The sequence below is a fragment of the Sphingopyxis sp. OAS728 genome (assembly GCF_014873485.1).
GTDB lineage: Bacteria > Pseudomonadota > Alphaproteobacteria > Sphingomonadales > Sphingomonadaceae > Sphingopyxis.
On sequence record NZ_JADBDT010000001.1, the window covers coordinates 41,732 to 68,337 of the forward strand.

Annotated in this window: 29 protein-coding genes; 14 read left to right on the forward strand and 15 right to left on the reverse strand. The window is 64.1% G+C overall.

Translation table 11 applies throughout. The features are described 5' to 3' along the window. Positions 1-167: 167 nt before the first annotated feature. Entirely contained in the window at positions 168-794 is a 627-nt protein-coding gene (locus tag GGC65_RS00190) for a TetR/AcrR family transcriptional regulator (protein ID WP_192645315.1), read from the forward strand. A 16-nt stretch (positions 795-810) separates the two neighbouring features. Here GGC65_RS00190 and GGC65_RS00195 read toward each other — a convergent pair whose 3' ends face one another. Further along, positions 811-1,290 carry an Lrp/AsnC family transcriptional regulator gene (locus GGC65_RS00195; protein WP_192645316.1) on the reverse strand — a complete coding sequence of 160 codons (480 nt, stop codon included), beginning with the start codon at positions 1,288-1,290 and terminating at the stop codon, positions 811-813. 188 nt (positions 1,291-1,478) lie between these two features. Between GGC65_RS00195 and phhA the strand changes: the two genes are divergently transcribed. Genes phhA through GGC65_RS00235 form a run of 8 tightly spaced genes read left to right on the forward strand, consistent with a single transcriptional unit; the run spans position 1,479 to position 8,925 of the window. Further along, on the forward strand, positions 1,479-2,351 hold the full coding sequence (gene phhA, locus GGC65_RS00200) for a phenylalanine 4-monooxygenase (RefSeq protein ID WP_192645317.1): 873 nt from the start codon (positions 1,479-1,481) through the stop codon (positions 2,349-2,351). After that, entirely contained in the window at positions 2,348-3,253 is a 906-nt protein-coding gene (locus GGC65_RS00205; RefSeq protein ID WP_192645318.1) for a tryptophan 2,3-dioxygenase, read from the forward strand. Before phhA ends, GGC65_RS00205 begins: the two co-directional genes overlap by 4 nt. Then, positions 3,250-3,879 carry an arylformamidase gene (gene kynB, locus GGC65_RS00210; RefSeq protein ID WP_192645319.1) on the forward strand — a complete coding sequence of 210 codons (630 nt, stop codon included), beginning with the start codon at positions 3,250-3,252 and terminating at the stop codon, positions 3,877-3,879. Before GGC65_RS00205 ends, kynB begins: the two co-directional genes overlap by 4 nt. Then, complete coding sequence (gene kynU, locus GGC65_RS00215) at positions 3,876-5,117, forward strand: kynureninase (protein ID WP_192645320.1); 1,242 nt, start codon at positions 3,876-3,878, stop codon at positions 5,115-5,117. Before kynB ends, kynU begins: the two co-directional genes overlap by 4 nt. After that, positions 5,114-6,127, forward strand: a complete 1,014-nt coding sequence (locus GGC65_RS00220) for a carbon-nitrogen hydrolase family protein (RefSeq protein ID WP_192645321.1) — start codon at positions 5,114-5,116, stop codon at positions 6,125-6,127. Before kynU ends, GGC65_RS00220 begins: the two co-directional genes overlap by 4 nt. Next, a complete protein-coding gene (locus tag GGC65_RS00225; RefSeq protein ID WP_192645322.1) occupies positions 6,127-7,266 on the forward strand; it encodes a cupin domain-containing protein in 1,140 nt (379 codons plus the stop codon). Before GGC65_RS00220 ends, GGC65_RS00225 begins: the two co-directional genes overlap by 1 nt. Beyond that, positions 7,254-8,162 carry a fumarylacetoacetate hydrolase family protein gene (locus tag GGC65_RS00230; RefSeq protein ID WP_192645323.1) on the forward strand — a complete coding sequence of 303 codons (909 nt, stop codon included), beginning with the start codon at positions 7,254-7,256 and terminating at the stop codon, positions 8,160-8,162. The genes GGC65_RS00225 and GGC65_RS00230 overlap by 13 nt, the downstream gene beginning before the upstream one ends. 10 nt (positions 8,163-8,172) lie before the next feature. Further along, positions 8,173-8,925 (forward strand): Asp/Glu racemase, encoded by a 753-nt coding sequence (locus GGC65_RS00235; protein WP_318780100.1) that lies wholly within the window; start codon positions 8,173-8,175, stop codon positions 8,923-8,925. Here the strand turns inward: GGC65_RS00235 and GGC65_RS00240 are convergent. From GGC65_RS00240 to GGC65_RS00255, 4 genes are all read right to left on the reverse strand, one after another. Then, positions 8,919-10,163 (reverse strand): dicarboxylate/amino acid:cation symporter, encoded by a 1,245-nt coding sequence (locus tag GGC65_RS00240; RefSeq protein ID WP_192645324.1) that lies wholly within the window; start codon positions 10,161-10,163, stop codon positions 8,919-8,921. The two genes, GGC65_RS00235 and GGC65_RS00240, sit on opposite strands and share 7 nt — an antisense overlap. An 80-nt stretch (positions 10,164-10,243) precedes the next feature. After that, on the reverse strand, positions 10,244-11,014 hold the full coding sequence (locus GGC65_RS00245) for an ABC transporter ATP-binding protein (RefSeq protein ID WP_192645325.1): 771 nt from the start codon (positions 11,012-11,014) through the stop codon (positions 10,244-10,246). Positions 11,015-11,025: 11 nt separating this feature from the next. Further along, positions 11,026-11,871, reverse strand: a complete 846-nt coding sequence (locus GGC65_RS00250) for an ABC transporter permease (protein WP_192645326.1) — start codon at positions 11,869-11,871, stop codon at positions 11,026-11,028. Then, positions 11,868-12,851, reverse strand: coding sequence for an aliphatic sulfonate ABC transporter substrate-binding protein (locus GGC65_RS00255; RefSeq protein WP_192645327.1), 984 nt, complete (start codon positions 12,849-12,851; stop codon positions 11,868-11,870). The genes GGC65_RS00250 and GGC65_RS00255 overlap by 4 nt, the downstream gene beginning before the upstream one ends. A gap of 616 nt (positions 12,852-13,467) precedes the next feature. On the opposite strand from GGC65_RS00255, the gene GGC65_RS00260 reads away from it, so the two are divergent. Then, complete coding sequence (locus GGC65_RS00260) at positions 13,468-14,088, forward strand: PilZ domain-containing protein (protein WP_192645328.1); 621 nt, start codon at positions 13,468-13,470, stop codon at positions 14,086-14,088. A 2-nt stretch (positions 14,089-14,090) separates the two neighbouring features. On the opposite strand, the gene GGC65_RS00265 is transcribed toward GGC65_RS00260, so the two are convergent. Further along, on the reverse strand, positions 14,091-14,732 hold the full coding sequence (locus tag GGC65_RS00265; protein WP_192645329.1) for an FABP family protein: 642 nt from the start codon (positions 14,730-14,732) through the stop codon (positions 14,091-14,093). A 134-nt stretch (positions 14,733-14,866) separates the two neighbouring features. Here GGC65_RS00265 and GGC65_RS00270 point away from each other — a divergent pair, with 134 nt between their 5' ends. Then, entirely contained in the window at positions 14,867-15,640 is a 774-nt protein-coding gene (locus GGC65_RS00270) for an alpha/beta fold hydrolase (protein ID WP_192645330.1), read from the forward strand. A 7-nt stretch (positions 15,641-15,647) separates the two neighbouring features. Here GGC65_RS00270 and aguB read toward each other — a convergent pair whose 3' ends face one another. Genes aguB through GGC65_RS00285 form a run of 3 tightly spaced genes read right to left on the reverse strand, consistent with a single transcriptional unit; the run spans position 15,648 to position 19,243 of the window. Further along, complete coding sequence (aguB, locus tag GGC65_RS00275) at positions 15,648-16,499, reverse strand: N-carbamoylputrescine amidase (RefSeq protein WP_192645331.1); 852 nt, start codon at positions 16,497-16,499, stop codon at positions 15,648-15,650. 58 nt (positions 16,500-16,557) lie between these two features. Then, the gene (locus GGC65_RS00280; RefSeq protein ID WP_192645332.1) at positions 16,558-17,541 is read right to left on the reverse strand and encodes an agmatine deiminase family protein; all 984 of its coding nucleotides are present in this window, start codon (positions 17,539-17,541) and stop codon (positions 16,558-16,560) included. A 19-nt stretch (positions 17,542-17,560) separates the two neighbouring features. Next, complete coding sequence (locus GGC65_RS00285; protein WP_192645333.1) at positions 17,561-19,243, reverse strand: M28 family metallopeptidase; 1,683 nt, start codon at positions 19,241-19,243, stop codon at positions 17,561-17,563. Between the two features lie 230 nt (positions 19,244-19,473). Here GGC65_RS00285 and GGC65_RS00290 point away from each other — a divergent pair, with 230 nt between their 5' ends. Continuing rightward, a complete protein-coding gene (locus GGC65_RS00290) occupies positions 19,474-21,405 on the forward strand; it encodes an alpha/beta hydrolase family protein (protein WP_192645334.1) in 1,932 nt (643 codons plus the stop codon). Positions 21,406-21,436: 31 nt separating this feature from the next. After that, on the forward strand, positions 21,437-23,383 hold the full coding sequence (locus tag GGC65_RS00295; protein WP_225940608.1) for an alpha/beta fold hydrolase: 1,947 nt from the start codon (positions 21,437-21,439) through the stop codon (positions 23,381-23,383). Positions 23,384-23,442: 59 nt separating this feature from the next. On the opposite strand, the gene rpsD is transcribed toward GGC65_RS00295, so the two are convergent. After that, positions 23,443-24,054 carry a 30S ribosomal protein S4 gene (gene rpsD / locus GGC65_RS00300; protein WP_058803739.1) on the reverse strand — a complete coding sequence of 204 codons (612 nt, stop codon included), beginning with the start codon at positions 24,052-24,054 and terminating at the stop codon, positions 23,443-23,445. A gap of 201 nt (positions 24,055-24,255) precedes the next feature. Between rpsD and GGC65_RS00305 the strand changes: the two genes are divergently transcribed. Further along, entirely contained in the window at positions 24,256-24,570 is a 315-nt protein-coding gene (locus GGC65_RS00305) for a chorismate mutase (protein ID WP_192645336.1), read from the forward strand. 11 nt (positions 24,571-24,581) lie between these two features. Here GGC65_RS00305 and GGC65_RS00310 read toward each other — a convergent pair whose 3' ends face one another. The 5 genes from GGC65_RS00310 to GGC65_RS00330 all read right to left on the reverse strand — a co-directional run bounded on the left by GGC65_RS00310 (position 24,582) and on the right by GGC65_RS00330 (position 26,603). Beyond that, the gene (locus GGC65_RS00310; protein ID WP_192645337.1) at positions 24,582-24,827 is read right to left on the reverse strand and encodes a hypothetical protein; all 246 of its coding nucleotides are present in this window, start codon (positions 24,825-24,827) and stop codon (positions 24,582-24,584) included. Positions 24,828-24,927: 100 nt separating this feature from the next. Further along, positions 24,928-25,167: a hypothetical protein gene (locus tag GGC65_RS00315; protein WP_192645338.1), complete on the reverse strand. Its 240-nt coding sequence runs from the start codon at positions 25,165-25,167 to the stop codon at positions 24,928-24,930. A gap of 27 nt (positions 25,168-25,194) precedes the next feature. Then, a complete protein-coding gene (locus tag GGC65_RS00320) occupies positions 25,195-25,920 on the reverse strand; it encodes an RNA methyltransferase (protein ID WP_192645339.1) in 726 nt (241 codons plus the stop codon). Continuing rightward, complete coding sequence (gene nrdR, locus GGC65_RS00325; protein WP_039573215.1) at positions 25,917-26,381, reverse strand: transcriptional regulator NrdR; 465 nt, start codon at positions 26,379-26,381, stop codon at positions 25,917-25,919. The genes GGC65_RS00320 and nrdR overlap by 4 nt, the downstream gene beginning before the upstream one ends. 3 nt (positions 26,382-26,384) lie before the next feature. Then, positions 26,385-26,603 carry a hypothetical protein gene (locus GGC65_RS00330; RefSeq protein ID WP_192645340.1) on the reverse strand — a complete coding sequence of 73 codons (219 nt, stop codon included), beginning with the start codon at positions 26,601-26,603 and terminating at the stop codon, positions 26,385-26,387. Positions 26,604-26,606: the final 3 nt, after the last annotated feature.

Consider the following 26,606-nt stretch of genomic DNA (forward strand, 5'->3'; position numbering starts at 1 on the left):
TTCAGCGACTCAAGTTACATTAACATCAATGTATATATAGCTACGCGATGCGGGCTGCAAGCTCCGATAGATTGGTGACAATTCGCGGCGTTCGGCTAAGGCTTTTTCGGCAGAAGGCTTCGCGGGGCGCGACAGCCGCCAAGGCGCGAACGCCAAGGGACGAACGCATGTATAAACAAGCGCGGCCGCACCAGAAGCGGCGCAAGCGATCGGGCGCGGAGGTGCGCGAGGAGGGGCTCGCCGCGGCGCGGCGCCTGCTTCTCGATGGCGGCCCCGCGGCGGTGACGCTGGCCAATGTCGGCCACGAAATCGGGATGTCGCACGCGAATGTGCTGCACCATTTCGGATCGGCGGCGGGATTGCAGTCGGCGCTGATGGGATCGATGGTGAGCGACCTCACCACCGCGCTCGACAATGTCGTCGAGCTTCTCAAGACCGATGCGGCGGCACCGCGCACCGTCGCCGACCGCGTGTTCGACGCATTCGACAAGGGCGGCGCCGGCCAGCTTGCCGCGTGGATCATCCTGTCGGGCGATGTCGAACATCTCGAACCCGTGCGCGAAGCGGTGCGCGGGCTGGTCGCCGCGATTGTCGGCCAATCGACCGACGATGCGGCGCCCGACCGCGTGCGCGCCGCGGTGCTGATGATGGCGGTCAGCGCCTTCGGCGATGCGCTGATCGGGCCGCATGTCCGCGAAATGCTCGATCAGCGCGAAGATGCGATGCGCGACTTGGTTGCGCGCATCCTGCCGTTGTTCCTGATCCCGACCGGAATCCCGCCCGCCGCTGCCTGAACGGCTGCGCTATTCGTTAGCCGGCGCGGCCACGGCCCTCGGTCGTCCGCGCCCATTCGGCGAGATCGCCGTGGCGCTTGATCGTCTTGAGGCACACCACGGTCTTGAGCCGCTGGACGCCCGGCAGCTTCGAGAGATTGTGGCGCAGCAGTTCGTCGAGATGGTCGGCCGACCGCGAAAAGATTTTGAGCAGATAGTCGCTCTCGCCCGCAGTCGTGTGGCACTCGACGACGGCGGGATGCGCGAGCACCGCGGCCTCGAAATCGGTATGCGCATCGAAGCGGATTTGCACTTCGACGAAGCTTTGGACGGCGAGGCCGATCGCGAGCGGATCGATCCGCGCGGCATATCCTTCGATGACGCCGCTTTCCTCGAGATTTTTCACGCGCGACCAGCAGGGCGATTTGGACAGGCCGACCTGCTCGCCCAGATCGGCGAAGGATTGCCGCCCGTCGCGTTCGAGTTCGGCGACGATTTTCCAGTCGAGCTTGTCCATGCGTTCCGTCCTGAATCGGGTTCCGGCCCTAAAGGGAATGGCGCTTCTTAATTCGCGGAACATTATCCTGCAAACTCGTTCTTATGTGGAACGATTGTGGGTTTTCGACGATCTCTTGGCGCGAAATCCGCACAATGTTCGCGCAGTGCCGCGCTATCTCTTGCGCCGAAGGGTTTGGAGAGAGACCTATGGCCGCGACACATATTTTCGACGCACCGCCCGAAGGTGTCGCGGCCAATTGGACGATGCCGCAGAACTGGGCTGCCTTCACCGCCAAGCAGCATGAAACTTGGCGGACCTTGTTCGATCGACAGTCGGTCGCGTTGGAGGGGTATGCGTGCCGGTCGTTTCGCGATGGCCTTGGCATTCTGCATAAGCTGAAGCCCGGCGTTCCCGATTTTGCCGAGCTCAACGCGCTGCTGAAGCCGGCGTCGGGGTGGGAAGTCGTCGCGGTACCCGGCTGGATCCCGAACGAGCCATTCTTCGAGCACCTTGCGAACAAGCGCTTTCCTGCCGCGAACTTCGTCCGCCCGCCCGAACAGATCGCTTACAGCGAAGAGCCCGATATGTTTCACGACATATTCGGTCATATCCCGATGCTCACCGACCCGGCCTTTTCGGATTTCCTCGTTGCTTATGGCGAAGCGGGATTGCGCGCAGAGAAGCTCGGGGCGTCGGACTTTCTCGGGCGCCTGTGGCTCTATACGGTCGAATTCGGCCTCGTGGTCGAGGACGGCGAGCTCCGCGCCTTTGGCGGTGGCCTGATGTCGAGCTTCGCCGAGACGATATCCGCGCTGACCGCACCCGGACCGCAGCGCATCTGGCTCGATATCGAGCGCGTGATGCGCACACGGTATAATTTCGACGAATATCAGCAGACCTATTTCGTCGTGGCGGGTTTCGAGGATTTGCTGCGCGCGACCGAGGAAACCGATTTCGCCAGCATCTACCGGAAAATCGCTGGCGAACCCGCGCTCGAACCGGGGGATGTCTGGTGCGGCGATGTCGCTTATGAAGGACGCCTGCCGGCCGCGCCGGCAAGCGGAGAGGCGCTTCTATGATCAGGCAGACAAGCGACGGCGGCACCGAAATTTTCGAGACCGAGATCGACGGCGAAACGATCCAGTGGGACAATGGCCTGACCTATGCGCGGCATTTGCAGACCGCGCAGCTTCTCTCGGCGCAGGTGCCGGTGTCGGACAAGCCCGACGAAATGCTGTTCATCATCATGCACCAGACGATGGAGCTGTGGCTGAAGCTGGTACTCCACGAGGGGCGGTTGGTTTATGATGCAATCAAGGCCGACCGGCTCGAGATCGCGGGCAAGGGGCTCGACCGCATCGCGACGATCCAGCGGCACATGATCCATAGCTGGGAAGTGCTCGCGACGCTGACCCCGCACGACTTCCTGACCTTTCGCGGCTTCCTGCGCCGCGCGTCGGGCTTCCAGTCGCAGCAGTATCGCGAGCTGGAATATCTGCTTGGGAACAAGCGTGAGGATATGATGATCGTCCATAAGGACGACCCACAAGCCACTGAAAGGCTGCGCGCGTCGTTCGAAGCGCCGTCGCTTTATGACGAGTTGCTGAAGCTACTCGCGCGGCGCGGTTTCGACATTCCTGCCGATCATCTGGAGCGCGACTGGACCAAGCCTTACGAGGCGTCGGAAGCGGTCGAGAAGACGTGGCTCGCGATCTACACCCATCCCGAGCGGCACTGGGATCTCTACACGCTCGCCGAGAAGATCACCGCGCTCGAATATTATTTCCAGGAATGGCGCTTCAAGCACATGAAGACCGTCGCGCGTGTGATCGGGCACAAGCCGGGAACGGGCGGGTCGTCGGGGGTCAATTATCTCGTCAAGGCGCTGAGCCTCAGCTTCTTCCCCGAACTCTGGTCGATGCGCACCGAGATGACCGCACCGCGTGAAGGCGGCGACTATGCCGAAGGGAAGGGCGCATGAGCCGGATCTGGGACATTTCGCAGCCGCTGCACGCTGCGGTGCCGGTGTGGCCAGGCGAGCCGGCCTTCGCGCTCCACAGCCATGCGGTGATCGGCGACGGTTGCCCGGTCAATGTCGGGGGCATGTTCACGCCTTTGCACGCGGGCACCCACGGCGATGCGCCGTTGCATTACGCCAATGACGGCGCATCGTCGGCCGACTGCGATCTCGACGCCTATATCGGGCCGTGCGTGCTGCTCGACATGCGCCATGCGCGCGGGCGGGTCGAGATTACCGATATGAATTGGGATGCGATCAAGGGCGCCGAGCGCGTTTTGCTGCGCACCTATGACCAATTTCCGCACAAGCAATGGGACAGCGATTTCACCGCTATTGCCAGCGATGTCATCGCGCGGCTTGGATCTATGGGCGTGCGGCTGATCGGCACCGATGCCGCCTCGCTCGATCCCGAACAGTCGAAGACGCTCGACGCGCATCAGGCGGTGAAGGCAGCCGATATGCGGATATTGGAGGGACTCGTGCTCGATGACGTGTCGCCCGGACGGTACGAGCTTGTCGCTTTGCCGCTCCGCATCGTCGGCGGCGACGCCAGCCCGGTTAGGGCTATCCTGAGGGAAATCGCATGACCGACACGCTTCTTGCCAACGATGTGTCGGCGCTCGACACCGCCGACCCGCTCGCGCATTTTCGCGGCCGTTTCCAGCTTCGCGAAGGCCTGATCTACCTTGACGGCAATTCACTGGGCGCGCTGCCCAAGGCAACCGGCCACCGGCTCGCCGAGGTTGTCGGAAGCGAATGGGGCGAGGGGCTGATCACCTCATGGCTCGGCGCCGAATGGTCGACCGCGCCGCGGCGGATCGGCGACAAGATCGGGCGGCTGATCGGCGCGAAGCCGGGAGAGATCGTCGCGACCGATTCGACTTCGGTGAATATCTTCAAGGCGTTGACGGCCGCGCTTTCGTTGCGGCGTGAACAGACGGTGATCCTGTCCGAGGCGACGAACTTCCCGACCGACGTCTATATGATGCAAGGGATCGAAGCTTTCTCGGGGGGGCGCGTCAAAGCCGTAACCGTGGCGCCCGACGCCATCGTCGAGGCGCTGAACGAGGATGTCGCGGTGCTGCTGCTTACGCAGGTCCACTACAAGTCGGGCCGCGTCCGCGACATGGCGGCGATCACGCGAGCCGCGCATGAGGTTGGCGCGCTTGTCGTCTGGGATCTCAGCCACAGCGCGGGCGCGATCGCCGTTGACCTGAATGGCGCGAACGCCGATTTCGCCATCGGCTGCGGCTACAAGTTCCTCAATGGCGGACCCGGCGCGCCCGCCTATCTGTTTGCGGCGGCGCGGCACCATGCCGCCACGCCTGTGCTGTCGGGCTGGTTCGGGCACGCGCGGCCGTTCGACTTCGAGGAGGATTACGACCCCGCCGCAGGGATCGAGCGCTTCCAGTGCGGAACGCCGCCGGTGCTCGGCCTGTCCGCGCTCGAAGTCGGTGTCGACCTGATGCTCGAAGCCGACATGGCCGAAATCCGGCGCAAATCGCTCGCACTCGGCGACCTGTTTATCGAGCAGATGCGGCCGCTGTGCGACGCCTATGGGTTTGAGCTGGTGAGCACGCAGGGGCATGCCGAGCGGGGCAGCCAAGTCGCCTATGCGCATCCGCAGGGCTACCAGATCGTGCAAGCGCTCAAGGAATATGACGTAATCGCCGATTTCCGCGCGCCGGACATTTTGCGTTTCGGGCTGACGCCGCTGTACCTGCGCTATCGCGACATCGTCGAAACGGTCGAGCGCCTCGAAAGGGTCTGCGCAACGCGCGCATGGGACAAGCCGCAATATCATCAGCGGGCAGCGGTGACATGAGCGACGTGTCGGCACCTTTCCTGCCCAGATCGCGCGTCGCTGCGGTACAGGCCGCGCCGGTCTTCCTCGACACGGCGCGCACGGTCGACAAGGCGTGTGCGCTGATCGCAGAGGCTGCGAATAACGGCGCACAGTTCGTTGCTTTCCCTGAAGTTTTCGTTTCGGCCTATCCCTATTGGAACTGGCTGATGACGCCGATCGAGGGCGCCGAGTGGCACGAGCGCCTGTATCGCGCGTCGCTCTTGATCGACGGCCCCGAGGTTGCCGCACTCTGCGCCGCCGCACGCGACCATGGCTGCACCGTCGTCATCGGCATCAACGAGCGCGATCCCGTGAGCGTGGGGACGCTCTACAACACCAACCTGATCATCGGTGCCGACGGCAGCCTGCTCGGGCGCCATCGCAAGTTGGTGCCGACCTGGGCCGAAAAGCTGACTTGGGCGGGCGGCGACGGCAGTTCGATCCGCGTCTACGACACGCCGGTCGGGCCGCTCGGGACCCTCGCTTGCGGAGAGAATACCAACACGCTGGCGCGTTTCGCGCTGCTGTCGCAGGGCGAGCTGGTCCATGTCGCCAATTATATCGCGCTGCCCGTCGCGCCTTCGTCATACAATATGGCCGCGGCGATCAAGATCCGCGCCACCGCGCACAGTTTCGAGGGCAAGGTCTTCACCATCGTCGCCTGCTCGGCGGTGAGCGAGGAGATCATCGCGGCGATGTCCGAAGGGCGCCCGCAGAACCGCGAGCTCTTGTCGCGGCCGAACAGCGCCTTTTCGGGCGTGATCGACCCGCACGGCAACCTCGTGGGCGAGGCGCTGATCGACGAAGAGGGCATTGTCTACGCCGACATCGACCTTGGCGACTGCATCCGCCCCAAGCTGATGCACGACATCATCGGCGGCTATAACCGCTTCGACATCTTCAACCTGACGGTCGACCGGACTCCCCGCGCGTCAGCCCTGTTCGTCGACGAGCCGCAGCCCGCCGACCCCGATGAGGAGACGCCCTGATGGCAGAAGGCAGCACGATCATCGACCCGCGCGACGATGTGCTCGGGCGCGCGCGGGTCACCGATACGCCCGAACTCGAGGCCTTTTATCAGGAGCTTGCTGCACGCAATGCAGGTGCATTCTGGAAGCGGGCGAATGCGATCGAGCCGTGGGAGCCCGAGACGCGCTATCGCCCGACGCTGTGGCACTATGCCGATATGCGCGACATGTGCCTGCGTGCGCTCGATCTGGTGAAGCCCGAGGAAGCGGGGCGCCGCGTTGTGACCCTGCTCAACGACAGCGATGCGGGGCGCGAGAATGTCGCCGTCTGCGGCTGGCTGTTCAGCGGCATGCAGGCGATGCGCCCCGGCGAGATCACTCCCGCGCACAAGCACACCGCGTCGGCGCATCGTTTCATCATGGAGGGGAAGGGCGCCTATACCGTCGTCGACGGGCATCACATCACCTTGGGCGCCAACGATTATGTGCTGACCCCGAACGGCGCCTGGCACGACCATGGCGTGGTCGCCGAGGGCGAGGTGTCGATCTGGCAGGACGGGCTCGACATCCCGCTGATGAACAGCCTAGAGACCAATTTTTACGCAGTCTACGACCAGCCCGCGCAGACGGCGGCCTTTCCCGCCGACGACTTGCCGCTGAGCTACGGCGGCGCGGCGCTGCGGCCCGAGGGCGTGCCAGCGTGGGAGAAGCCCTATTCGCCGGTGATGGTCTATCGCTGGGAAGCGACGCGCGACGCGCTGTGGAACCTCGCGAAAGTGTCCGACGGCACACCATTCGACGGGCATATGGTGCGCTATTCGAACCCGCTCACCGGCGGCTGGGCGCTGCAGACGATGGGCGCGCATATGCAGATGCTTAAAGGCGGCTTTCGCGGCAAGGCGCAGCGCCACACAGGCAATGTCGTCTATAATGTCGCGGGCGGCCGCGGCTATTCGATCATCGGTGGCGAGCGCTTCGACTGGGGCACGCACGACATTTTCTGCGTGCCCGCATGGATGTGGCACGAGCATGTCAATCTCGACCCATCCGAAGAAGCCTTCCTCTTCTCGTTCAACGATTTCCCCGTGATGGAGGCGCTCGGCGTCCGGATCGAGGAAGCCCTCCAAGAAAATGACGGACATCAAAAATGCGCTTTGTGACGTATCGCACGGTCGAGACCGAACCGCGGCTCGGCCTTCTCCACGACGGGCTCGTGATTGACGTCGAATATTTTGGCGATGCGATCGGCAATGACATGCCTTCGACGATGCTCGATTTCATCGATCTGGGCCCGATCGCCGTGCGCTTCCTGCAGGAAGCCGTGGCGGCGGCGACCACCGCCGACTTGATCGGCACCTCGCTGCCTGCGGGCAACGTTAGCTTGCTTGCGCCGATCCCGCGGCCGCGCAAGAATATATTCGGAATTGGCCTCAACTATACCGAGCATGTTGCTGAATCTGCACGTTCTCTCGACACCTCGAACGAACTGCCGCAGCAGCCGGTAATTTTCTCGAAACCGCCGACGGCGGTCGTCGCGTGGAACGACCCGATCCGCCACAATGCGAAGGTGACGCAGCAGCTCGACTGGGAAACCGAGCTGGCGGTGGTCATCGGCAGCACCGCGCGGCATGTCGCCGAGGCCGACGCGCTGAACCATGTGTTCGGCTACACCGTGATCAATGATGTGTCGGCGCGCGATTGTCGTCGCGCGGGACAATGGATCGTGTCGAAGGGGCAGGACAGCTTTGCGCCCATGGGGCCGTGCATCGTGACCCCCGACGAGATCGGCGATCCACATGATCTGAACATCAGGACGCATGTGAACGGCGTCGAGAAGCAGAACAGCAACACGCGCTTCATGCTGTTCAATATCAATCAGTTGATCGCCGACATTTCGAGCGTGATGACGCTCGAGCCCGGCGACATCATCGCGACGGGTACCCCCGCGGGCGTTGGCGCGGGACGCACGCCGCAAGAGTTCATGTGGCCGGGCGATGTGGTCGAATGCACCGTCGAGGGCATCGGCACGCTCCGCAATCCGATCGTCGCAGTCTGAGGACGGCGCGATGACGAGACCGATCCGCATCGGGCAGATCGTGCCCAGCTCGAACGTCACGATGGAGACCGAGATCCCGGCTCTGCTCCGCGCGCGCGAGGGCATCGCGCCCGAACGCTTCACCTTTCATTCGTCGCGCATGCGGATGAAGAAGGTGACGAAGGAGGAACTCGCGGCGATGGACGCAGATTCCGACCGTTGCGCGCTCGAACTCTCCGACGCGGCGGTCGATGTGCTCGGCTATGCCTGCCTCGTCGCGATCATGAGCATGGGTGAGGGTTATCACCGTGTATCGGAAGCGCGGCTGCACCAGCGCACGGTCGAGAATGGTCATGCCGCGCCGGTGGTCACGAGTGCCGGCGCCCTGGTCGAGGGGCTGAAGACGCTGAAGGCCAAGCGCATCGCGCTCGTCGCGCCCTATATGAAGCCGCTGACCGAGATGGTCGTCTCCTATATTCGGAATGAAGGTATCGAAGTAAGCGATTGGCTTGCACTCGAAATTCCTGACAATCTGGAAGTGGCCGCGCAGGATCCCGCGAAGTTGCTCGAGCATTACAAGAGGCTCGACCTGACCGGTATCGACGCGCTGGTGCTGTCGGCCTGCGTCCAGATGCCGTCGCTGCCGTCGGTGCAGAAGATCGAGGATGCAATCGGTTTGCCCGTCGTGTCGGCGGCGATCTGCACCGCGCACCAGATGCTCACGCGGCTGGGGCTGCGGGCCGAGGTTCCGGGCGCCGGGGCTTTGCTGTCGGGCCGTTATTGAGGCGGCGCGATGGCCGCTGCCGCGGCGACATCGTGTGTCACATTGGCGACCGTGCGGAACATGTCGGGAATCACGTCGATCGCGAGCAGGATCGGTAGCAGTTCGAGCGGCGCCCCGAGTGCGATTGCGGTCGGCGCGACCGATGCATAGAAGCTGATCTGCCCGGGCATCCCGAGGATCGCGAGCGACGACAGCACGGCGAGCGGCAGCGCGACCGCAAGCTGTAGCGGCGAAACGTCGACCCCCGCCATCCACGCGAGCGCCAGTGCCATCATCACCGTGTTCGACGGCGCGGTGATCTTGAAGGTTGCAACCGCCATGGGCAGGATCGCTGCGGCATTGCGTTCCTCGATGCCGACGCGCTCGGCGCTCACCATCATCGCGGGCAGCGTCGCAATCGACGATTGGGTGCTCGCCGCGATGGCCTGTGCAGGTGTCATGGCGCGTGCAAACCTTCCCAAGGGGACGCCTCCGGCAAAGCGCGCAATGGCATAGCCGAGAACGATCAGCACCAGCGTCACCGCGATCGAGATAGCAAGATATTGGGCGAGGATCTTGAGTACCGCGGTTCCGACGGTCGCGCCGATCGCGAGCGCGAGCGCGAAGATGCCGATTGGCGCGACGCGCAGCACCCAGCCGACGACGACGATCATCGCATCGGCAAGCCCACGCAGCGGCTGAAGGACGGCTTCGGCGCGGTCGCGGTCGATCTTGCCGACCGCGAGGCCGAGGACGAGCGCGAAGATGACGAGCGGCAGCACCGCGCCCTCGGCGGCCGATGCGACGACGTTGGTCGGGATCATCGCGCGCAGCGTTTCGGCTGCGCCGGGAACCGCGGGTGCGGGCGGTGCTGGGAAGAGGCTGCGCAGCGCGGCGATATCGGCGGGCGCGATGGTGACTGCGCCGAGCAGCGGCGGGACCATCAGGGCGCCGATGATCGCCGAGACGATCAGCAGGCCGATCAGTATGAGCGGCAAGCGCCGCCCGAGCCGCGCGGCCTCATGATGGTCGCCCATGCCGAGGCTGGCGACGCCGGTCGCGACGAGCGCGAAGATCAGCGGGACGATCGTCATTCGGAGTCCGTCGAGCCAGATGCCGCCGACGAGCTGTGCCGCCTCGACCGCGGGCGAGGATGACGCGACGAAGGTGCCGATCGTGAAGCCCGCGATGAGCGCGACGATCATCCAGCCCGATCCGGGCATGCGCGTGGCCCAGGCCCGTGCGCGCGAAATTACCATGAGTCCAAATCCCCCTGACCCCAGCATGCCGATGCATGCCGGGGCGGTCAAAGCCTTTGCTGTGTTTCGGTAGCCGAGCGTCAGTGCGTCTGTGGCACGCCGAGCTCGGCGAGCAGCGTATCGCGCAGCGCGTCGAACTCTTCGCCCCCGGCACGGCGCGGATGCGGCAGGCGGACGCGCGTGTCATACCCGATCTGTCCGCCCTTGAGCACGAGGATGCGGTCGGCGAGCAGGATCGCTTCCTCGACGTCGTGCGTGACGAGCAGGGTCGCGGGGCCATGCGCCTGGCACAGCTCGCCGATCAGCCGCTGCATCTTGAGCCGGGTGAGCGCGTCGAGCGCTGCAAAGGGCTCGTCGAGCAGCAACAGGCGCGGCTCGCGCACCAACGCCCGCGCCAGCGCCGCGCGCTGTGCCTCGCCGCCCGATAGCGTTGCGGGCCAGGCATCGGTGCGGTGACCCAGCCCGACCTCGGCGAGTGCCGCCTCGGCGCATTCGCGCGACGCCTGCTTGCCCGACAGACCGATCACGACATTCTTCCATACGCTCTTCGACTGGACGAGGCGCGGTTCCTGAAACACCACGGTGCGCGCCTCGGGCACCCACGCTTCGCCGCCGTCCGGCGCGTCGAGACCCGCGAGGATGCGCAGCAGGGTCGTCTTGCCGCTGCCCGATGCGCCGAGCAGCGCGACGAACTCGCCGCTGTGGATCGTGAGGTTCAGGCTGTCGAGGACATTGGTGCCGGTGAAATTGCGGTTGACGTCGCTGACCTCGACCGCGACGGGGCGGTGCGAAAAGTCGGGCGCGGCGACGCGCTCGGCGGCGGCGAAGTCGATCGAAAGGACGGCGGACATCGATAAATCTCCTATCGGATGGCGACGCCCGCGCGCCACGGCATGAACAGCCGTTCGAGCGAGCGGACGATCAGGTCGGCGCTGAGGCCGAGCACGGCGTAGATGGCGATGCAGATCAGGATGACGTCGACCTGCTGGTACATTTGCGCGCTGTTGAGCAGGTAACCGAGCCCCGCCGAGGCGTTGATCTGTTCGGCGGCGATCAGCACGAGCACCGAGACGCCCAGCGCGAAACGCAGTCCGGTGAAAATCTGCGGTAGCGCGAGCGGCAGCACGACCTCGAGGATCAGGCGGCGGCCGCCCAGCCCGAAGCTGCGCATCGCCTCGATCACCTTGCGGTCGACGTTGCGCACCCCGGCATAGGTGTTGAGATACATCGGGAACATTGTCGCGAGCGCGATGAGGAGGAGCTTGGGCACCTCCCCGATCCCGAACCAGACGATAAACAGCGGGACGAGTGCGAGGAAGGGGACGGTGCGTAGCATCTGGAGCAGCGCGTCGAACAGCTCCTCGCCCAGCTTTGACAGGCCCGCGATCGTCCCGAGGATCAGTCCGAAGACGATGCCGACCGTGCCGCCGACGAGTGCGCGCGTCAGCGACGTCGCAATCTGCGACGCGAGCGCCTGTTCGGTCCAGAGTTGCTGCCACCCCGCGACCAGCCCGGCGGGCGAGGGGAGGATCGATGGATCGATCCATCCCGCGCTCGTCGAGATCGCCCACAGCGCGACGATGATAAGCGGCCCCGTCGCGCGGCGTGCGAAGGAGAAGCGGTCGGATCGGCCTGCGGCCTTGCGGACCACGGGTTGCACCAGCCGGCCGGGGTCGCCCGCGAGCGCGATCGGGGTCGGCACGTTCACTTGGCCACCTCCTGCGCCGCGACGATGGCGTCGTAGCGCTTGTCGAAGATCCGCGACGCGTCGAGCTTCTTGCGGATCAGCCCTTCCTTGAAGAACAGATCGGCCTCGTCCTGATGTGCCGCGACGATCGCATCGCTGATCGGCGCATAGCTGGCGGGTGCGCGCGTGATGATCTTTTCCGCGACCTTCGCGTCGACATTATAGCGTTTGGCGAGCGCAGGCGCGGCCTTAGCCGGATTTTCGCGCTGCCAGCGCGTCGCCCGCGCCGCGCGCGCGACAAGGTCGCCGATCGCCTTTGCCTTCGCCGGATCGGCGAGCGCGGCGTCCGAGGCCACCAGATAGAAGAAGCCCGGCGTGTTCGGCGGCGCGCCGCTCGCGAGGACGCGCACCTTCCCAGCATCGAGCGCCTGAGTCAGATAGGGCTCGCCGATCGTGATCGCGTCGGCCGACCCTTTGTCGAGCAGCCCGGTCCCGAAACCCGTCGCCTGCACCGGCTTGATGTCCTTGAGCGACAGCCCTTGCTTGTCGAGCAGCCGCGCGACGAAATAATGCAGCACCGTGCCCTTCATGAACGACACCGACTTACCCTTGAGGTCTGCGATGCTGCGGATCGACGAATCGGGTTTGACGACGAGCGCATAGGGCGAGCCGCCGCCGTCGACCGTCTTGCTCACCGCGACGACCTTCACCGGGCTGCCCGCGGCCTGCGCAAAGATCAGCGGGGTTTCGGCCATCCAGCCGACATCGAGCGACCCGCCCGTCTGTGCCGCGATGATCGGCGGCCCGCCGACGAAATTGGCCCATTCGATCTTGTAGCCGCTGGGCTGGCCTTCGCCCGATACGTCGAGCGACGATTTGAGCGCGTGGAGCTGGTCGCCGATCTTGATCGTCGTGCCGCTGTCGGGCGCGCCGCCGCACGCAGCGAGCGAAAGGAAGGCTCCGGCTGCGAGCAAGCGCAGCCGACCGAGAGAGAATATCATGGAAGCGCCTGTCGTTCTGGATCAGGCGAAAAATGCGTCGGGGCGGCGCCCCGGGGTACGTCTGGAGCTTGGTCGGAAGATGTGCATCGTATCGCCTCGTTGCTGAGGGGAACACGATACCTGGCGCTGTCGCCTGAGCATCGCGCGCTTTAGCTGTTGGTAACGCGGAGCAAGCTGCTTCCCGGTCAAAAGCCGCGGATCCCGCTAAATATGCGTCGCCGGTCGGGATCAGGGCCGGTAACTCAACTTGATCAGTAGAGTTGTCGGCGTCAAGCGTAGTTTCGCTTTCATGCGGCAAAGCGTTGCTCGGTTCGACCGGCCTGACGCGCCGGGGCGAAAGGCCTCGTCCCGGTCGCCCGAAAGGCGTCATTCTGGCACTTAATCCCAGCGGAATCGCGCCGTAAATTGTGTAAAATACGAAAACTTCGCTGTCTAACGACCAGACGGGCCGCGCGCGCACTCGTATTTTTCGACTGAGGCAACGTTAACTATGACCCGCACTGTCATTGAATTATATGCTAAATTCAAGTAATGCAGCCGGGTGGGGATTGTGTATTTCGCAGTATAGACAGGAGGCTATGCTTCCGTTCCGTGCTGCTTCGATAAGGTATGTGACATGAACCAACGCCCCCTCTCCAATCCGGTAGAGGAACAGGAAAGCGCCGCCGACACCGATCGTCGTGGCGGCGACCGCTATCGCACGGTCTGGCGGATCGCCAAGGTGATCCGCAATGGCGACGCGGGTCTGTGGCGAGTCCGTAATATTTCGGACAAGGGCATGATGCTTGCCGCCGACGTTCCGATCGCGGTCGGCGAAAAGCTGGAGATCGCGCTTTCGGACACGGTTGTTATCCGTGGCGAAGTCGTGTGGTCCGACGCGGGCCGTTGCGGCGTGTCGTTCGACAAGGAAGTCGACGTCGCCGATGTGCTGAAGCAATTGGCCGCCGAACAGCGCGCCACCGGTTATCGCCAGCCGCGCCTGCCGGTCAGCACGCAGGCGCAAGCGGTCACCGACGACGGCACCACCGGCATCGAACTCGTCGACTTGTCACAGAACGGCGCCGGATTCATCCACGACGGCCATCTGGAGGTCGGCAAGGAATTCGACCTGATCCTCGCGGGCGACGTCAAGCGCCGCGCGATCGTTCGCTGGTCGCGTGCCGGGCGCGGCGGCCTGTGGTTGACGCAGCCGCTTGATCGCACCGACCTCGAAAGCATCCACCGCTTCGAAAGCTGATCTCAGCCGCCGCGCGCGATCTTCGCCCAAGGGTTGAGATCGGGCTCGGCGATTTTTACCAGCTTGTTGCGGTCGCGATGGAGGAAAGGCTCCTCCCGACCTTTCACGACCAGCGTCGTGTCCGACACATAGCTCCACGATCCGTCGTCGTGAAAATCGATCGTCAACTGATAGGCGTCGGTCCGAAAGGCGAGGTCGAGAAAGGTCGTCGAGCATATGCCATATTCGGTCTCGCCGCGCGTCGCCTTGACGACGAGCCGCTTGGCATCGGGTTCGGCATGACCCGACGCAATCGCGATCTGGCCGCGCGGGATCGCCAATGTTTGCAAGATCAGGCCGGTCGCGGCTTCGTAGAGCCAGTAACCGACCTGGTCGTGAAAGGCGATGTCCTCTTCGCGCGTGTTGACGTGCAAATGATAGCGCAGCCCATAGAATAGTTGCGGGCCGTTCGCCTGCGGGTCGATCGGCTGCAACTCGATCCGTTCATAATATTGGCGCGTCTCGGGGCCGTCGGCCTTGGGGTTGATATCGACCCCGCGCTGGCCCTCCCACACGCCGGCAAGGCGGCGGAGCGGGCCGAGGTTGGCGAGCGTTTCGGGATCGACGTCCTCGGGCTCGGTGAAAATATCGTCCGGAATGTCCATGTCGTTCCCCGCTCTTGCTTTCATCCGCTATTGCCCGCGCCCGTCGCGAAAGCAAACCAAACCAAGGTTTGGGTTCGCGGGTCCGTTGCCGTCATCTATGCTGCGCGTATCGATCAAGCTTCGGGAGAGAGGCCATGATGAACCGCCGTGATTTTTCCGCCGCCCTCATCGCCGGTACGGCCGCCCCGCTTCTTGTCGGCGCCGCGCAGGGTGCAACGCCACCCAGGGTCAAAGCACGCAATATCGTGTTCGTTCACGGGCTCTTTGCCGACGGCTCCTGCTGGACCGACGTAATATCGCGGCTGCAGGCATTGGGCTTCAATACGACCTCGGTCCAGAATCCGCTGACCACGCTCGACGAGTCGGTCGCCGCCGCCGAACGCGTTCTGGCGCGGCAGGACGGGCCGACGGTGCTGGTCGGGCATAGTTTCGGCGGCATGCTCGTGACGCAGGCCGGGGTGCATCCGAATGTCACTTCGCTCGTCTATGTCGCGGCGCGGGCACCCGACGCGAACGAGAATTATGCTGCGCTTGCTGCGACCTATCCGACGCCGCCAGCAACGGCGGGCATCGTTTATGACGGTGACGAAGGGCGGCTTACTGAAGCGGCCTTCCTGCGCGATTTCGCCGGGGATCTGCCCGAAGCGAAGGCGCGGCTGCTCTATGCCGTGCAGCAGCCCTTTCAGCGGGCGTTGCTGGGCGGGCAGGTCACGCAGGCGGCGTGGCGGTCGAAACCCAGCTTCTATGCCGTGTCGAGTGACGACCGCACGATCAATCCCGATCTCGAACGCTTCATGGCGAAGCGGATGGGCGCGAAGACGATCGAACTCAAGGCGAGCCACCTGTCGATGATTTCACAGCCCGATGCGATCACCCGGCTGATCGTCGAAGCGGCGCGCGGCGGCTGACGCCGGCTCAAATATCCTCGACCAGCCGCCCGTAAAGCTGCGGCCGGCGATCGCGGAAGAAGCCCATGCCGGCGCGGTGCTTGGCGGCACGGTCGAGGTCGATCGTCTGGACGAGCACGCCGGTTTCGGACGCGCCATATTCCTGGGTCAGGTCCCCCCATTCGTCGCTGATGAAGCTGTGGCCGTAAAAATTGGCCTCGCCCTCGGTGCCGATACGGTTCGACGCGATCACCGGCATGCAGTTCGACACGGCGTGACCCTGCATCGCGCGGCGCCACATGCGGCTGGTGTCGAGGTCCGCGTCATAGGGCTCGGACCCGATCGCTGTCGGATAGAACAGCAGTTCGGCGCCCATCAGCGCCATCGCGCGCGCGCATTCGGGATACCATTGGTCCCAGCAGACGCCGACGCCGATGCGCGTGCCGAAGACGTCCCAGACCTTGAAGCCGGTGTTGCCGGGGCGAAAATAATATTTCTCTTCGTAACCCGGACCGTCGGGGATGTGGCTCTTGCGATACGTCCCCATGATCGCGCCATCGGGACCGATCATCGCGAGCGTATTGTAATAATGTGGCCCGTCCTTCTCGAAATAGCTCGTCGGGATCGCGACCTTCAGTTTCGCGGCGAGCGCCTGCATCGCGACCACGCTCGGATGCTCGGCGGTCGGGCGCGCCGACGCGAACAATTCCTCATCCTCGACCTGGCAGAAATAGGGGCCTTCGAAGAGCTCGGGCGGCAGGATGACCTGCGCGCCCTTTGCGGCCGCTTCCACGACGAGCGCGGTCACGGCATCGATGTTTGGCTGGACAGGGCCGGGCAGGGGAAGCTGCAGCGCGGCGACGGTGATGGTGCGGGTCATGGCGTATCCGTGATGGGCTCAGAATCGAGCCGGAATATAGGGGGCTTCGCACCCGATACTAGGCCGGCAATTGCTGGCTGGAGCAGTGGAAACTGCCCCCGCCGACGATGATCCCGCGCGCGGGTACGCCGACCGCACGGCGGTCGGGGAAGAGCGCGGCGAGCGTGTCGACCGCCGCCCGATCATTCGCGACACCATAGGTCGGCACGACCACGACGCTGTTGCCGATATAGAAGTTCATATAGCTCGCCGCCGCGATCTCGCCGTCCACTTCGACGCGGCCGGGCGAGGGCAGGTCGACGATCTCGACCCCGCCGAACGCCGCGGTCCTCGCGCGCGCGTCGGCATAGATATGCGCGTTGGGATCGTCCGAGCCCGCTGTGACGGGCAGCGCGAGCCGACCTTCGCCGACGAAACGCGCCAGATTGTCGACATGGCCGTCGGTGTGATCGCCGACCAGGCCATTGCCGAGCCACAGGATGCGGTCGATCCCGAGCGACTGGTTGAGCCGAACCGCGATATCCTCGCGCGTCAGCGTCGGATTACGGTTCGTGTTGAGCAGGCATTCCTCGGTCGTAACGCAGAGGCCGGTGCCGTCGACGTCGATGCCGCCGCCTTCGAGCACCCAGTCCTGATCGTCGACCGGCAGACCCGATCCGGCGGCCAGTGCCGCGCCGACTTCCTGATCGCCCGGCATGACGAACTTCTCGCCCCACCAGTTGAATTCGAAGTTGCGCGCGCGGCGTGCCGCGCCCGTGCCGGCGATGATCGGCCCGGTGTCGCGCAGCCAGATGTCCCCCAAGGGCTGGATCAGGATGCGCACGCCCGGATCGACGAGCGCGGCGGCGATATCGGCCTGCCGCGCATCGTTGACCACCAGCCGCACCTCTTCGCCGCGGCCGCCGTCATGGACGGCGTTGGCGAAGCAGGCGACGTCGCGCCGTCCTTCTTCGATCGCTCCCGCCCACTCTTCGGCGAGGTGCGGGAATCCGATCCAGACGGCGTCGTGCGGCGCCCATTCGGCAGGCATTTTCAGCGTCATGGGCGCGCGCTCTTTCCGCTTATTTGCCGGCGCGCGACTTGTCGCGGGCGGCGCGGAATTCGTCGCCCTCGACCCAGTTCGGCCATGCGTCGGTCATCGCGAGCATGCGGCCCGCGGCGTAATAGAGGCGCAGGTCCGACATCATGCCGGCCCAGTTGGTAATCGCCTCATATTCGTCGCCCGGCGCGTGGTAGCGGTTCTTCTCATAGTCTTCCGACGCCTTCTTGCCGGCTTCGGTGCCGCCCTCGACCAGATCCTCGCCGCTGCCGAAGTTGAACATCGGCACGCCGAGCTTGGCGAAGCTGAAGTGATCCGAGCGGTAGTAGAAGCCCTTTTCGGGGGTCGGCTCGGCCTTGATCGTGCGGCCCTCCATCTTGGCGAGCTTTTCGACATAGGCGTCGAGTTCGGACTTGCCGCCACCGACGACGACAATGTCCTTCGCCGGGCCGATCGCGTTCAGCGCATCCATGTTCACGCCACCGACCGTCTGCGCGAGCGGGAAGATCGGGTTTTCGGCGTAGAATTTCGAACCGAGCAAGCCCGATTCCTCGGCGGTCACGGCAAGGAAGACGATGCTGCGGTCGGGTGCGCCCGCCTTGTGGAAGGCCTGCGCTAGCGTCACGAGACCGGCGATGCCGCTCGCATTATCGACCGCGCCGTTGCAGATGTCGTCACCCGCGACCGGCGTGCAGCGGCCCAGATGGTCCCAGTGGCCGGTGTAGAGCACATATTCGTCGGGACGCTTGGCGCCCGGCAGGACGCCGATGACGTTGCGCGACATCTTCTTCGAAATGTCATTGTCGAAACCGAAGTTCGCCTTCACGCCGGTGAGGGCGACGGGCTTGAAGCCCTTCTTGCCTGCCGCGGCGCGGAGCTTGTCGAAATCCTGGCCCGCGCTTGCGAAAAGTTCCTTCGCCTTCGGCAGCTGAATCCAGCCGTTGGCGACGGTTTCTTTCGCGCCGCCGTCCTTGGTTTCGGCGAGATAGTTCGCGCCGGTGTTGCTCGATTCGACGACGTTCCAGCCATAGGCGGCGGGTTCGGTATCGTGGACGATCAGCACGGCGGCTGCGCCCTGACGCGCGGCTTCCTCATATTTGTACGACCAGCGGCCATAATAGGTCATCGCGCGGCCGTTGAATTCGCCCTTGGCTTCCTTGGTCTGCCAGTCGGGGTCGTTGACGAGGACGACGACGGTTTTGCCCTTCACATCCAGGCCGGCATAGTCGTTCCAGCCCTTTTCGGGGGCGTTGATGCCATAGCCGACGAAGACGACGTCGCTGTCCTTGACCTCGGTCTTGGGCTGCACGCGGTAGCTGAACGCGACATAATCCTTCGCATATTGCGCGGTCACCGGCGTCTTGCCGCCGGTAAAGGTCAGCGGCGTCGCATTCTTTGCGGTGATCTCGACCAGCGGTACGTCCTGCGTCCACTTGCCGTTGTTCCCGGGCTTCAGCCCCGCTTCCTCATATTTCTTGATGATATAGGCGACGGTCTTTTCCTCGCCTGCAGTGCCGGGGGCGCGGCCCTCATAGGCATCCGACGACAATTCCTTCGTCACTTCCTGCAAGGTCGCGAGCGACAGTTCGGGGATCTGGACGTCGGGAATGGCGGTGGCGGACGTCGCCGCCTTGTCGGACGTGTTGCACGCGGCAACGGTCAGGAGAACCGCAAGCGCTGCGGTCGTTCGGGGGAAGCGAAGCATGGAAATTCCTCGGAAAGTTTCATTTGCGACGAGCGGGCTTGTGCCAGCCGCGGCGCGTCGATGCAAGGCGGGCAACCGTTATGGACCGGGCTTTCCGTTACAACCGCCAAGGTTCCAAATTTGCTTGATAATTCTTCCGTCTTGATCACTCTCGCGGCAGGTATGAATTAAAGCGGGGGCGCATAGTGATTTCAAAATGGGTTGGCCGGAGCGTTTCGGCTCTGGCTTTGATGGCGGCATTGTCGCCGCTTGGTGCAGTGGGGGCACAGGAAAAGGATAATGCGGCACGGTTCGGCGCGCTCGAATCGATCCGCGATGTCAGCCTGTCGCCCGACGGGAACCGGCTGGCATTCATCGATCAGGGGCAAAATCGCCAGCGGCGGCTGTATATCGTCGATGCGACCGAGGGTGCGACGCCGCGCAGCATCCTCGCGAGCGATGCGAAAGCCGGGAATCTGTCGTGGTGCGGATGGGTAACCAATGCCCGTCTCGCCTGTCAGGCCATCGCGACCGACAATGTGGCGGGTGAGGTGATCTCGCAGTCCAACATCATTGCAATCAATGCAGATGGCACCAATTTGCGCGTGCTCAGCAACCGGCGCAGTACGCGCGCGCTTTACTGGGATACGCGCGGCGGTTCGGTTATCGACTGGTCCTCGACCGACAACGGCTCGCTGCTGATGACGCGCAGCTATGTTCCCGAAAGCGACATGGGGACGCGCATCGCGAGCAAGGCCGAGGGGCTGGGTGTCGATCGCGTCGACTCGGTGAACGGCACAAGCAAGAAGGTCGAATCGGCGGTGCCCGATGCGGTCCAGTTCATTTCGGACGGACAGGGCCGGGTTCGCGTCATGGGCACGGTAAAGCTGACCAACGCTTATCAATATGAACCGGTGATCCGCTATCTCTACAAACCTCAGGACGGGGGCGCCTGGAAGTCCCTGTCGCAAGTCGACATGGTCACCGACCAGGGCTTCGAGCCCGTTGCGGTCGACGCGGCAAGCAATCGCGCGATCGGTTTCCTGCCTGTCGATGGACGTAAAGCCGTGGTGTCGATGGCGCTCGATGGATCGGGCGCCACGACGCCGATCTACTCGCATCCCGAAGTCGACGTCGACGAGGTGATCCGGGTCGGCCGGAATGGCAGGATCGTCGGCGTGTCCTATGTCACCGACGAGCGCACCGCAGTGATGACCGATCCGGCGCTTGCCAAGATGACGACGGCGCTGTCGAAGGCGCTGGGTGGAAAACAGGTGGCAGTCGTCGATGCATCGGCTGACGAGAGCCGGTACCTGGTCCGGGCGACGTCGGATACCGATCCCGGCAACTATTATCTGTTTACGCCGAAGGCGGGCGAGCTGCGCCCCTTGCTAATGGCGCGGGCACCGTTGGCGGAAACGATGCTGTCGCCGGTCAGGTCGGTGCGCTACCCGGCGGCCGACGGCACGATGGTCCCTGGCTATCTGACCCTGCCGCCAGGCCGCAGCGATGCGAAGGGGCTTCCCGCGATCGTGTTGCCGCACGGCGGGCCATCGGCGCGCGACGAATGGGGGTTCGACTGGCTGGCGCAATATTTTGCGCAGTCGGGCTATGCGGTGCTCCAGCCGAATTATCGGGGTTCGGCGGGCTATGGCGATCAATGGTTTCTGAACAACGGCTATCAGTCGTGGAAAACGGCGATCGGAGACATCGCTGACGGCGGCCGATGGCTGGTGTCGGGGCAGGGGGTCGATCCGCGGAAGCTGTCGATCGTCGGTTGGTCTTACGGGGGCTATGCGGCGCTGCAATCCGCGGTCGTTACCCCCGATCTATTTCAGGCGGTCGTCGCGATCGCGCCCGTAACCGATCTCGAGCAATCGAAGGACGAAGCAGAGGATAATGGCAACGGCCGGATTCGTACCCGGATGCTCGGGAGCGGCCCGCACCTCAAGGAAGGGTCGCCGGCGCAGAATGCCGCCGCGATCAAGTCGCCGGTCCTGATGTTCCACGGCACCTTCGACCAGAATGTCGAGGTGACGCAGTCGAGAACGATGAAGCGATCTCTTGTCGCTGCCGGCAAGCGCGTCGAACTGGTCGAATATCCCGAACTGACGCACAGCCTGGAGGCGAGCGAGGCGCGTGCCGACATGCTGCGCAAGATTTCGGGGTTTCTTCCGCACTAAGACATGAAGCGGAATGACAGGGGGGATAGGGATGCGGGGTCGGTTTATATGGCTATTGGGTGCCGGACTGCTTGCGACGTCGGTGCAGGCGCAAGTCGACGAGGTGGCACGCCGCTTCGGCACACTCGACGGAATCACACAGGTCAGCCTGTCGCCCGACGGTCGGAAAATTGCGTTTCTTGCGCCGAACAAGGGTGAGGCGAATGATCTGTTCGTGGTCGATGTCGACGGCGATGCGTCGCCGCGCCGTATTCTTCGCGCCAGCGGCGATCCTGAAATCCTGCAATGGTGCCGCTGGGCGACCGACGCGCGCCTGATCTGCCAGATCGGTGGGCGGGAGAAGCTCGGCGATTTCATCTACGGCTTTTCGTCATTGCTTGGCGTCGATGCTGCGGGCGGCAATGTGAAGACACTGAGCACCCGGCGCGGCGACAATGCGGTGGGCATCGATTTTCGCGGCGGCAGTGTGATCGACTGGCAGCCGGGGACCCCAAACAACGTCCTCGTGATGCGCAGTCATGTGCCGGAAGCGACGCTGATTGCCAAAGAAGACGCGGGCATGGGGGTCGACCTGATGGACGTCTCGCAGGGCACGGTGAAGGTCATCGAAAAGCCGCGGCGCGATGCACGCGAATATATCACCGATGGCAAGGGCAGGGTCCGCATCATGGGCACCCAGCCGATGGAGGGGCGCACGGGCAACTTGAGCGGCACATTGCGTTATTTCTTCAAACCCGCGGCCGGCGGCGACTGGCAGCCATTGTCGTCCTACGACGTGGTTTCGCGCGAGGGGTTCGATCCGTGGGCGGTCGATGCAGCGACCAATCGTGCCATCGGCTTTGGCCGGATCGACGGACGTCAGGCCGTCATGGCCGTGAACCTCGATGGAACCGGTAAGGGTGAGACGCTGTATCGACATCCCGAGGTCGATGTGAATGAGCTGGTGCAGGTCGGCCGCGACCGGCGCGTCGTCGGTGCAACTTACGCTACCGAACGTCGCCAGATGGTAACGACCGACCCCAATGTCGCGGCGATGGCGAAATCGCTTTCGCGCGCGCTGGGCGGGCGCGAGGTCTATTTCATTGATGCGTCGGCGGACGAGGCGCACTGGCTCCTGTGGTCGGGCTCCGATGTCGATCCAGGCCGTTACTATCGTTATACGCCCGCAGCAAAGCAACTCCGCCGGCTGCTCGAGAACCGACCCTTGTTGGCTGAACAGCCGTTGTCAGCGGTGAGGCCGATCAAATATCCGGCTGCAGACGGCACGATGGTCCCCGGCTATCTGACGCTGCCGCCCGGGCGGGCGGATGCAAAAGGGTTGCCGGCGATCGTCATGCCGCACGGTGGGCCGTCGGCGCGCGACGAATGGGGTTTCGACTGGATGGCGCAATATTTCGCGCAGCGCGGCTTTGCGGTGGTGCAGCCCAATTTTCGGGGATCGTCGGGCTATGGCGACAGCTGGTATCAAAACAATGGTTTCCAGTCGTGGAAGACGGCGGTCGGCGACGTTGCCGACGCCGGTCGGTGGGTCGTCGCCGAAGGTGCCGACCCGGCAAAGCTGTCGATCGTCGGGTGGTCTTATGGCGGCTATGCCGCGCTGCAGTCGGGCGTGCTCGCGCCCGATCTGTTCAAGTCGATTGTCGCGATCGCACCAGTCACCGATCTTGGCAAAATGAAGGATCAAAGCATGCGCGTGACGAATGGTGCAATCACGCGTGATTTCATCGGGTCGGGGCCGCATGTTCGCGAAGGATCACCGGCGCAGAATGCCGGCGCGATCAAGGCGCAGGTGTTGATGTTCCATGGCACGCTCGATCAGCACGTCGATATCGACCAGGCCCGCATCATGCGCAGTGCGCTCACGTCGGCGGGGAAGAAGGTCGAACTGATCGAATATTCCGGCCTCGCGCACAATTTGTGGGACAGCGAGACCCGTATAGCGATGCTGGGCCGGATTTCGGCCTTCCTGCCGCACTGAAACGGAAAAGGGCGGCCCATTGCCGGACCGCCCCTTTTTGAATTCGATAGCGAACTCGATCAGCGCGAATAGAATTCGACGACCAGGTTCGGTTCCATCTTCACCGGATAGGGCACTTCGTCGAGCGTCGGGACGCGGACGTAGGTCGTCTTGGTGCCGTCGACCGCCAGATATTCGGGCAGGTCACGCTCGGGCAGGCTCTGGGCTTCGGCGACCAGCGCCATTTCCTGCGCCTTTTTGCCGAGGGTGATTTCGTCGCCCGGCTTCACGAGGCGGCTTGCGACGTTGCACTTCACGCCGTTCACATAGACGTGACCGTGGCTGACGAGCTGGCGCGCCGAGAAGATCGTCGGGGTGAATTTCGAGCGATACACGACGGCGTCGAGGCGGCGCTCGAGCAGGCCGATCAGGTTCTGGCCGGTGTCGCCCTTCATGCGCGATGCTTCGAAATAGTTCTTCTTGAACTGCTTCTCGGTGATGTCGCCGTAATAGCCCTTCAGCTTCTGCTTCGCGCGGAGCTGGATGCCGAAGTCCGACATCTTGCCCTTGCGGCGCTGGCCGTGCTGGCCGGGGCCATATTCGCGGCGGTTGACCGGGCTCTTTGGGCGACCCCAGATGTTCTCGCCCATGCGGCGGTCGAGTTTATACTTGGCGCTCTGGCGCTTCGACATATGTCTTCTCCAATATGCTATGTGCCGAAGGATTTCGGCTTGTTCCCGGGTCGCACCATATGGAGATTTCCATATGCGACCGCCGCTTCACCGGGGTGCGGGGTCCATTGCGAAGGCGCGCGGTTAGACGGGCAGCGGTGTAAAGTCAAGCGTCGAGCCACCCGCTCGACAGCGGCGAAAAAGCCGCTAAAGGCAGCGCACATGACCTCCGCCAAACTTCCCGAACAGTGCGAAACGATGATCGAAGTCCGCGCCGGCGTCGACGAGGTAGACCGCGCGCTCGTCGCGCTGCTCGTCCGCCGCTTCGGCTATATGGATGCGGCTGCCCGCATCAAGACCGATCGTGGCACCGTCCGCGACGAAGCGCGCAAGGCGCAAGTGATCGACAATGTCGCGCGCGAAGCCGAAGCCGCAGGGTTGGAGCCCGAGCGACTGCGTGCGGTGTGGAACGAACTCGTCGAACAATCGATCGCCTATGAGGCGATCCGGTGGGATCGCCTGCGCACGGATCGCTGACGGGAGCGGCCTTAGTTGGTGCTGCCGCTCGTGGGCGCCGCAGCGTCGGCACGCGGCGCTTCGGGGGCCGTTTTGATGGGTTCGGCGACGGTGCGGCACACGCGCTTGGGAACCGTGCTGCCGGTCATTTCGACCTTTTGGCAAACCTTCTTGGGCTTCGCGGGCTTTGCGGCCTGTTCGGCATGCGCCTGCGTCGCGGTTTCGGCCGTGTTCGCCGTAGCGGCCGCAAGGGCGAGCGAGAATATCAAAGTCATCATATAAAGACCCCCAAGGAATGAACCCATGGCAGTCAGCACGGAGCCGAATGCCCCGATGCCGCGCCCCCCGCGTCATTCCGATATCAGAGAATTTGGTCGATCAGCGCGCGCCGGCGCCGCCGTTCATACGGACATCGCCGCCGACGTCCTGCGGCTGGGCGTCCCATTGTTCCTGCGTCTTGCAGGTACGGCCCTTCAGGCGCGAACCCGTGTTCACGTCGGTACGACAGATTTTCTTTGGCTTGGCCGGTTTGGCCGTGGCGGTGGTCGGCGCCGGTGCTTCGGTCGCCGCTTCGGGGGCGGCTGCAGAGAGCGCGAGGGAAAGAACGAGAGTCAGCATTATGGTCTCCAAGGAAGATTCACCCCGTTATCGCGATCGGGGAGTTCTGCCAAGTGCCGTCACGATTCCGTGCATCATCCTGATATCATTGTGCGACCAGCACGTTTTGGTCAGCGCGGTGCGCAAGGTGCGCAGCGTCGCCTCGGTTCGCTCGGGCGGGACGAAATAGCCGCTGGCATCGAGGTCGCGCGTCAAATGTTCGATGAGCTGTTCCAGCTCGCCATGCGGCGCCGGCGGGTCGAGCGGCACTTCGGGCGGGCTCGCGAGTGCGACGCCCTTCGACCATTCATAGGCGAGCAGGATGACCGCCTGCGCCAGGTTGAGCGAGGCGAATTCGGGATTGATCGGCACCGTGACGATCGCGTGCGCAAGCGCGACATCGTCGGTTTCGAGCCCCGAGCGTTCGGCGCCGAAGACATAGGCCGAGCGGCCCGCGCTTGCATGCACCTCGCGCGCTGCCGCTTCGGGGGTCAGCACGGGCTTCATCACGCCGCGCTTGCGTACGGTGGTGGCATAGATGGTGGTGCAGTCGGCGACCGCATCGGCCAGGCTGTCGAAGACCTTTGCCTCGGCGAGCACGATGTCGGCGCCTGCCGATGCCGGGCCGGCGTCGGGATTGGGCCAGCCGTCGCGCGGGGTAACGAGCCGCAGCTCGGTCAGTCCGAAATTGAGCATTGCGCGAGCCGCCTTGCCGATATTCTCACCAAGCTGCGGACGGACGAGGACGATGACTGGGGGCGGGGCCGCGCTCAATTTTTATGCGCTGCTTCGGTCACCGACGACGCGAATTCCTCGAAATCCTTGGCCTCGGTAAATTCGCGATAGACGCTAGCGAAGCGGATATAGGCGACGCTGTCGAAGCCTTTCAGCGCCTCCATCACCATGCCGCCGATCTGCTGCGCCTGCACTTCGCTCTCGCCCGACGTTTCGAGCTGGCGCTGGATACCCGACACCAGCCGTTCGATGCGCGCGCCGTCGATCGGGCGCTTGCGGCACGCGATCTGGATGCTGCGCATCAATTTTTCGCGGTCGAACGGCTCGCGGCGCCCGTCGGCCTTGGTGACCCCGACTTCGCGGAGCTGGATGCGTTCAAAGGTCGTGAAGCGCGCGCCGCAATCCTCGCACTGGCGGCGACGGCGAATCGCTGCGCCGTCCTCGGTCGGACGGCTGTCCTTCACCTGGCTGTCTTCATGTCCGCAATAGGGGCAGCGCATCGGTTAGCGTTTCACCCGCATCAGCAGCGCGATCAGCGCGCCGCCGAACAGGCCCACGGGCCAGCTGACAGCGTCGAGCAATGCACCCACCGCCGCGCCGACCGCACCGCCGATCAGCACCGGACGCGTCGAGGGATGGGCCAAGCCTTGCTTGCCCATCGCCTTGACCTCTTCGATCGAGAGTTCGACCAGCGTCGGTTCTTCGGGGTGCTGCCGCGCCATGGC

Bases quoted from the DNA above. Each gene is read 5' to 3' on its own strand.
- GGC65_RS00290 (WP_192645334.1), top strand. From the start codon at position 19,474: ATGGCGGCATTGTCGCCGCTTGGTGCAGTGGGGGCACAGGAAAAGGAT.
- GGC65_RS00230 (WP_192645323.1), top strand. From the start codon at position 7,254: ATGCGCTTTGTGACGTATCGCACGGTCGAGACCGAACCGCGGCTCGGC.
- GGC65_RS00195 (WP_192645316.1), bottom strand. From the start codon at position 1,290: ATGGACAAGCTCGACTGGAAAATCGTCGCCGAACTCGAACGCGACGGG.
- GGC65_RS00245 (WP_192645325.1), bottom strand. From the start codon at position 11,014: ATGTCCGCCGTCCTTTCGATCGACTTCGCCGCCGCCGAGCGCGTCGCC.
- GGC65_RS00305 (WP_192645336.1), top strand. From the start codon at position 24,256: ATGACCTCCGCCAAACTTCCCGAACAGTGCGAAACGATGATCGAAGTC.
- phhA (WP_192645317.1), top strand. From the start codon at position 1,479: ATGGCCGCGACACATATTTTCGACGCACCGCCCGAAGGTGTCGCGGCC.
- GGC65_RS00295 (WP_225940608.1), top strand. From the start codon at position 21,437: ATGCGGGGTCGGTTTATATGGCTATTGGGTGCCGGACTGCTTGCGACG.
- GGC65_RS00265 (WP_192645329.1), bottom strand. From the start codon at position 14,732: ATGGACATTCCGGACGATATTTTCACCGAGCCCGAGGACGTCGATCCC.
- GGC65_RS00220 (WP_192645321.1), top strand. From the start codon at position 5,114: ATGAGCGACGTGTCGGCACCTTTCCTGCCCAGATCGCGCGTCGCTGCG.
- rpsD (WP_058803739.1), bottom strand. From the start codon at position 24,054: ATGTCGAAGCGCCAGAGCGCCAAGTATAAACTCGACCGCCGCATGGGC.
- GGC65_RS00240 (WP_192645324.1), bottom strand. From the start codon at position 10,163: ATGGTAATTTCGCGCGCACGGGCCTGGGCCACGCGCATGCCCGGATCG.
- nrdR (WP_039573215.1), bottom strand. From the start codon at position 26,381: ATGCGCTGCCCCTATTGCGGACATGAAGACAGCCAGGTGAAGGACAGC.
- GGC65_RS00310 (WP_192645337.1), bottom strand. From the start codon at position 24,827: ATGATGACTTTGATATTCTCGCTCGCCCTTGCGGCCGCTACGGCGAAC.
- aguB (WP_192645331.1), bottom strand. From the start codon at position 16,499: ATGACCCGCACCATCACCGTCGCCGCGCTGCAGCTTCCCCTGCCCGGC.
- GGC65_RS00225 (WP_192645322.1), top strand. From the start codon at position 6,127: ATGGCAGAAGGCAGCACGATCATCGACCCGCGCGACGATGTGCTCGGG.
- GGC65_RS00270 (WP_192645330.1), top strand. From the start codon at position 14,867: ATGATGAACCGCCGTGATTTTTCCGCCGCCCTCATCGCCGGTACGGCC.
- GGC65_RS00235 (WP_318780100.1), top strand. From the start codon at position 8,173: ATGACGAGACCGATCCGCATCGGGCAGATCGTGCCCAGCTCGAACGTC.
- kynB (WP_192645319.1), top strand. From the start codon at position 3,250: ATGAGCCGGATCTGGGACATTTCGCAGCCGCTGCACGCTGCGGTGCCG.
- GGC65_RS00255 (WP_192645327.1), bottom strand. From the start codon at position 12,851: ATGATATTCTCTCTCGGTCGGCTGCGCTTGCTCGCAGCCGGAGCCTTC.
- GGC65_RS00315 (WP_192645338.1), bottom strand. From the start codon at position 25,167: ATGCTGACTCTCGTTCTTTCCCTCGCGCTCTCTGCAGCCGCCCCCGAA.
- GGC65_RS00330 (WP_192645340.1), bottom strand. From the start codon at position 26,603: ATGGCGCGGCAGCACCCCGAAGAACCGACGCTGGTCGAACTCTCGATC.
- GGC65_RS00260 (WP_192645328.1), top strand. From the start codon at position 13,468: ATGAACCAACGCCCCCTCTCCAATCCGGTAGAGGAACAGGAAAGCGCC.
- GGC65_RS00280 (WP_192645332.1), bottom strand. From the start codon at position 17,541: ATGACGCTGAAAATGCCTGCCGAATGGGCGCCGCACGACGCCGTCTGG.
- GGC65_RS00190 (WP_192645315.1), top strand. From the start codon at position 168: ATGTATAAACAAGCGCGGCCGCACCAGAAGCGGCGCAAGCGATCGGGC.
- GGC65_RS00205 (WP_192645318.1), top strand. From the start codon at position 2,348: ATGATCAGGCAGACAAGCGACGGCGGCACCGAAATTTTCGAGACCGAG.
- kynU (WP_192645320.1), top strand. From the start codon at position 3,876: ATGACCGACACGCTTCTTGCCAACGATGTGTCGGCGCTCGACACCGCC.
- GGC65_RS00285 (WP_192645333.1), bottom strand. From the start codon at position 19,243: ATGCTTCGCTTCCCCCGAACGACCGCAGCGCTTGCGGTTCTCCTGACC.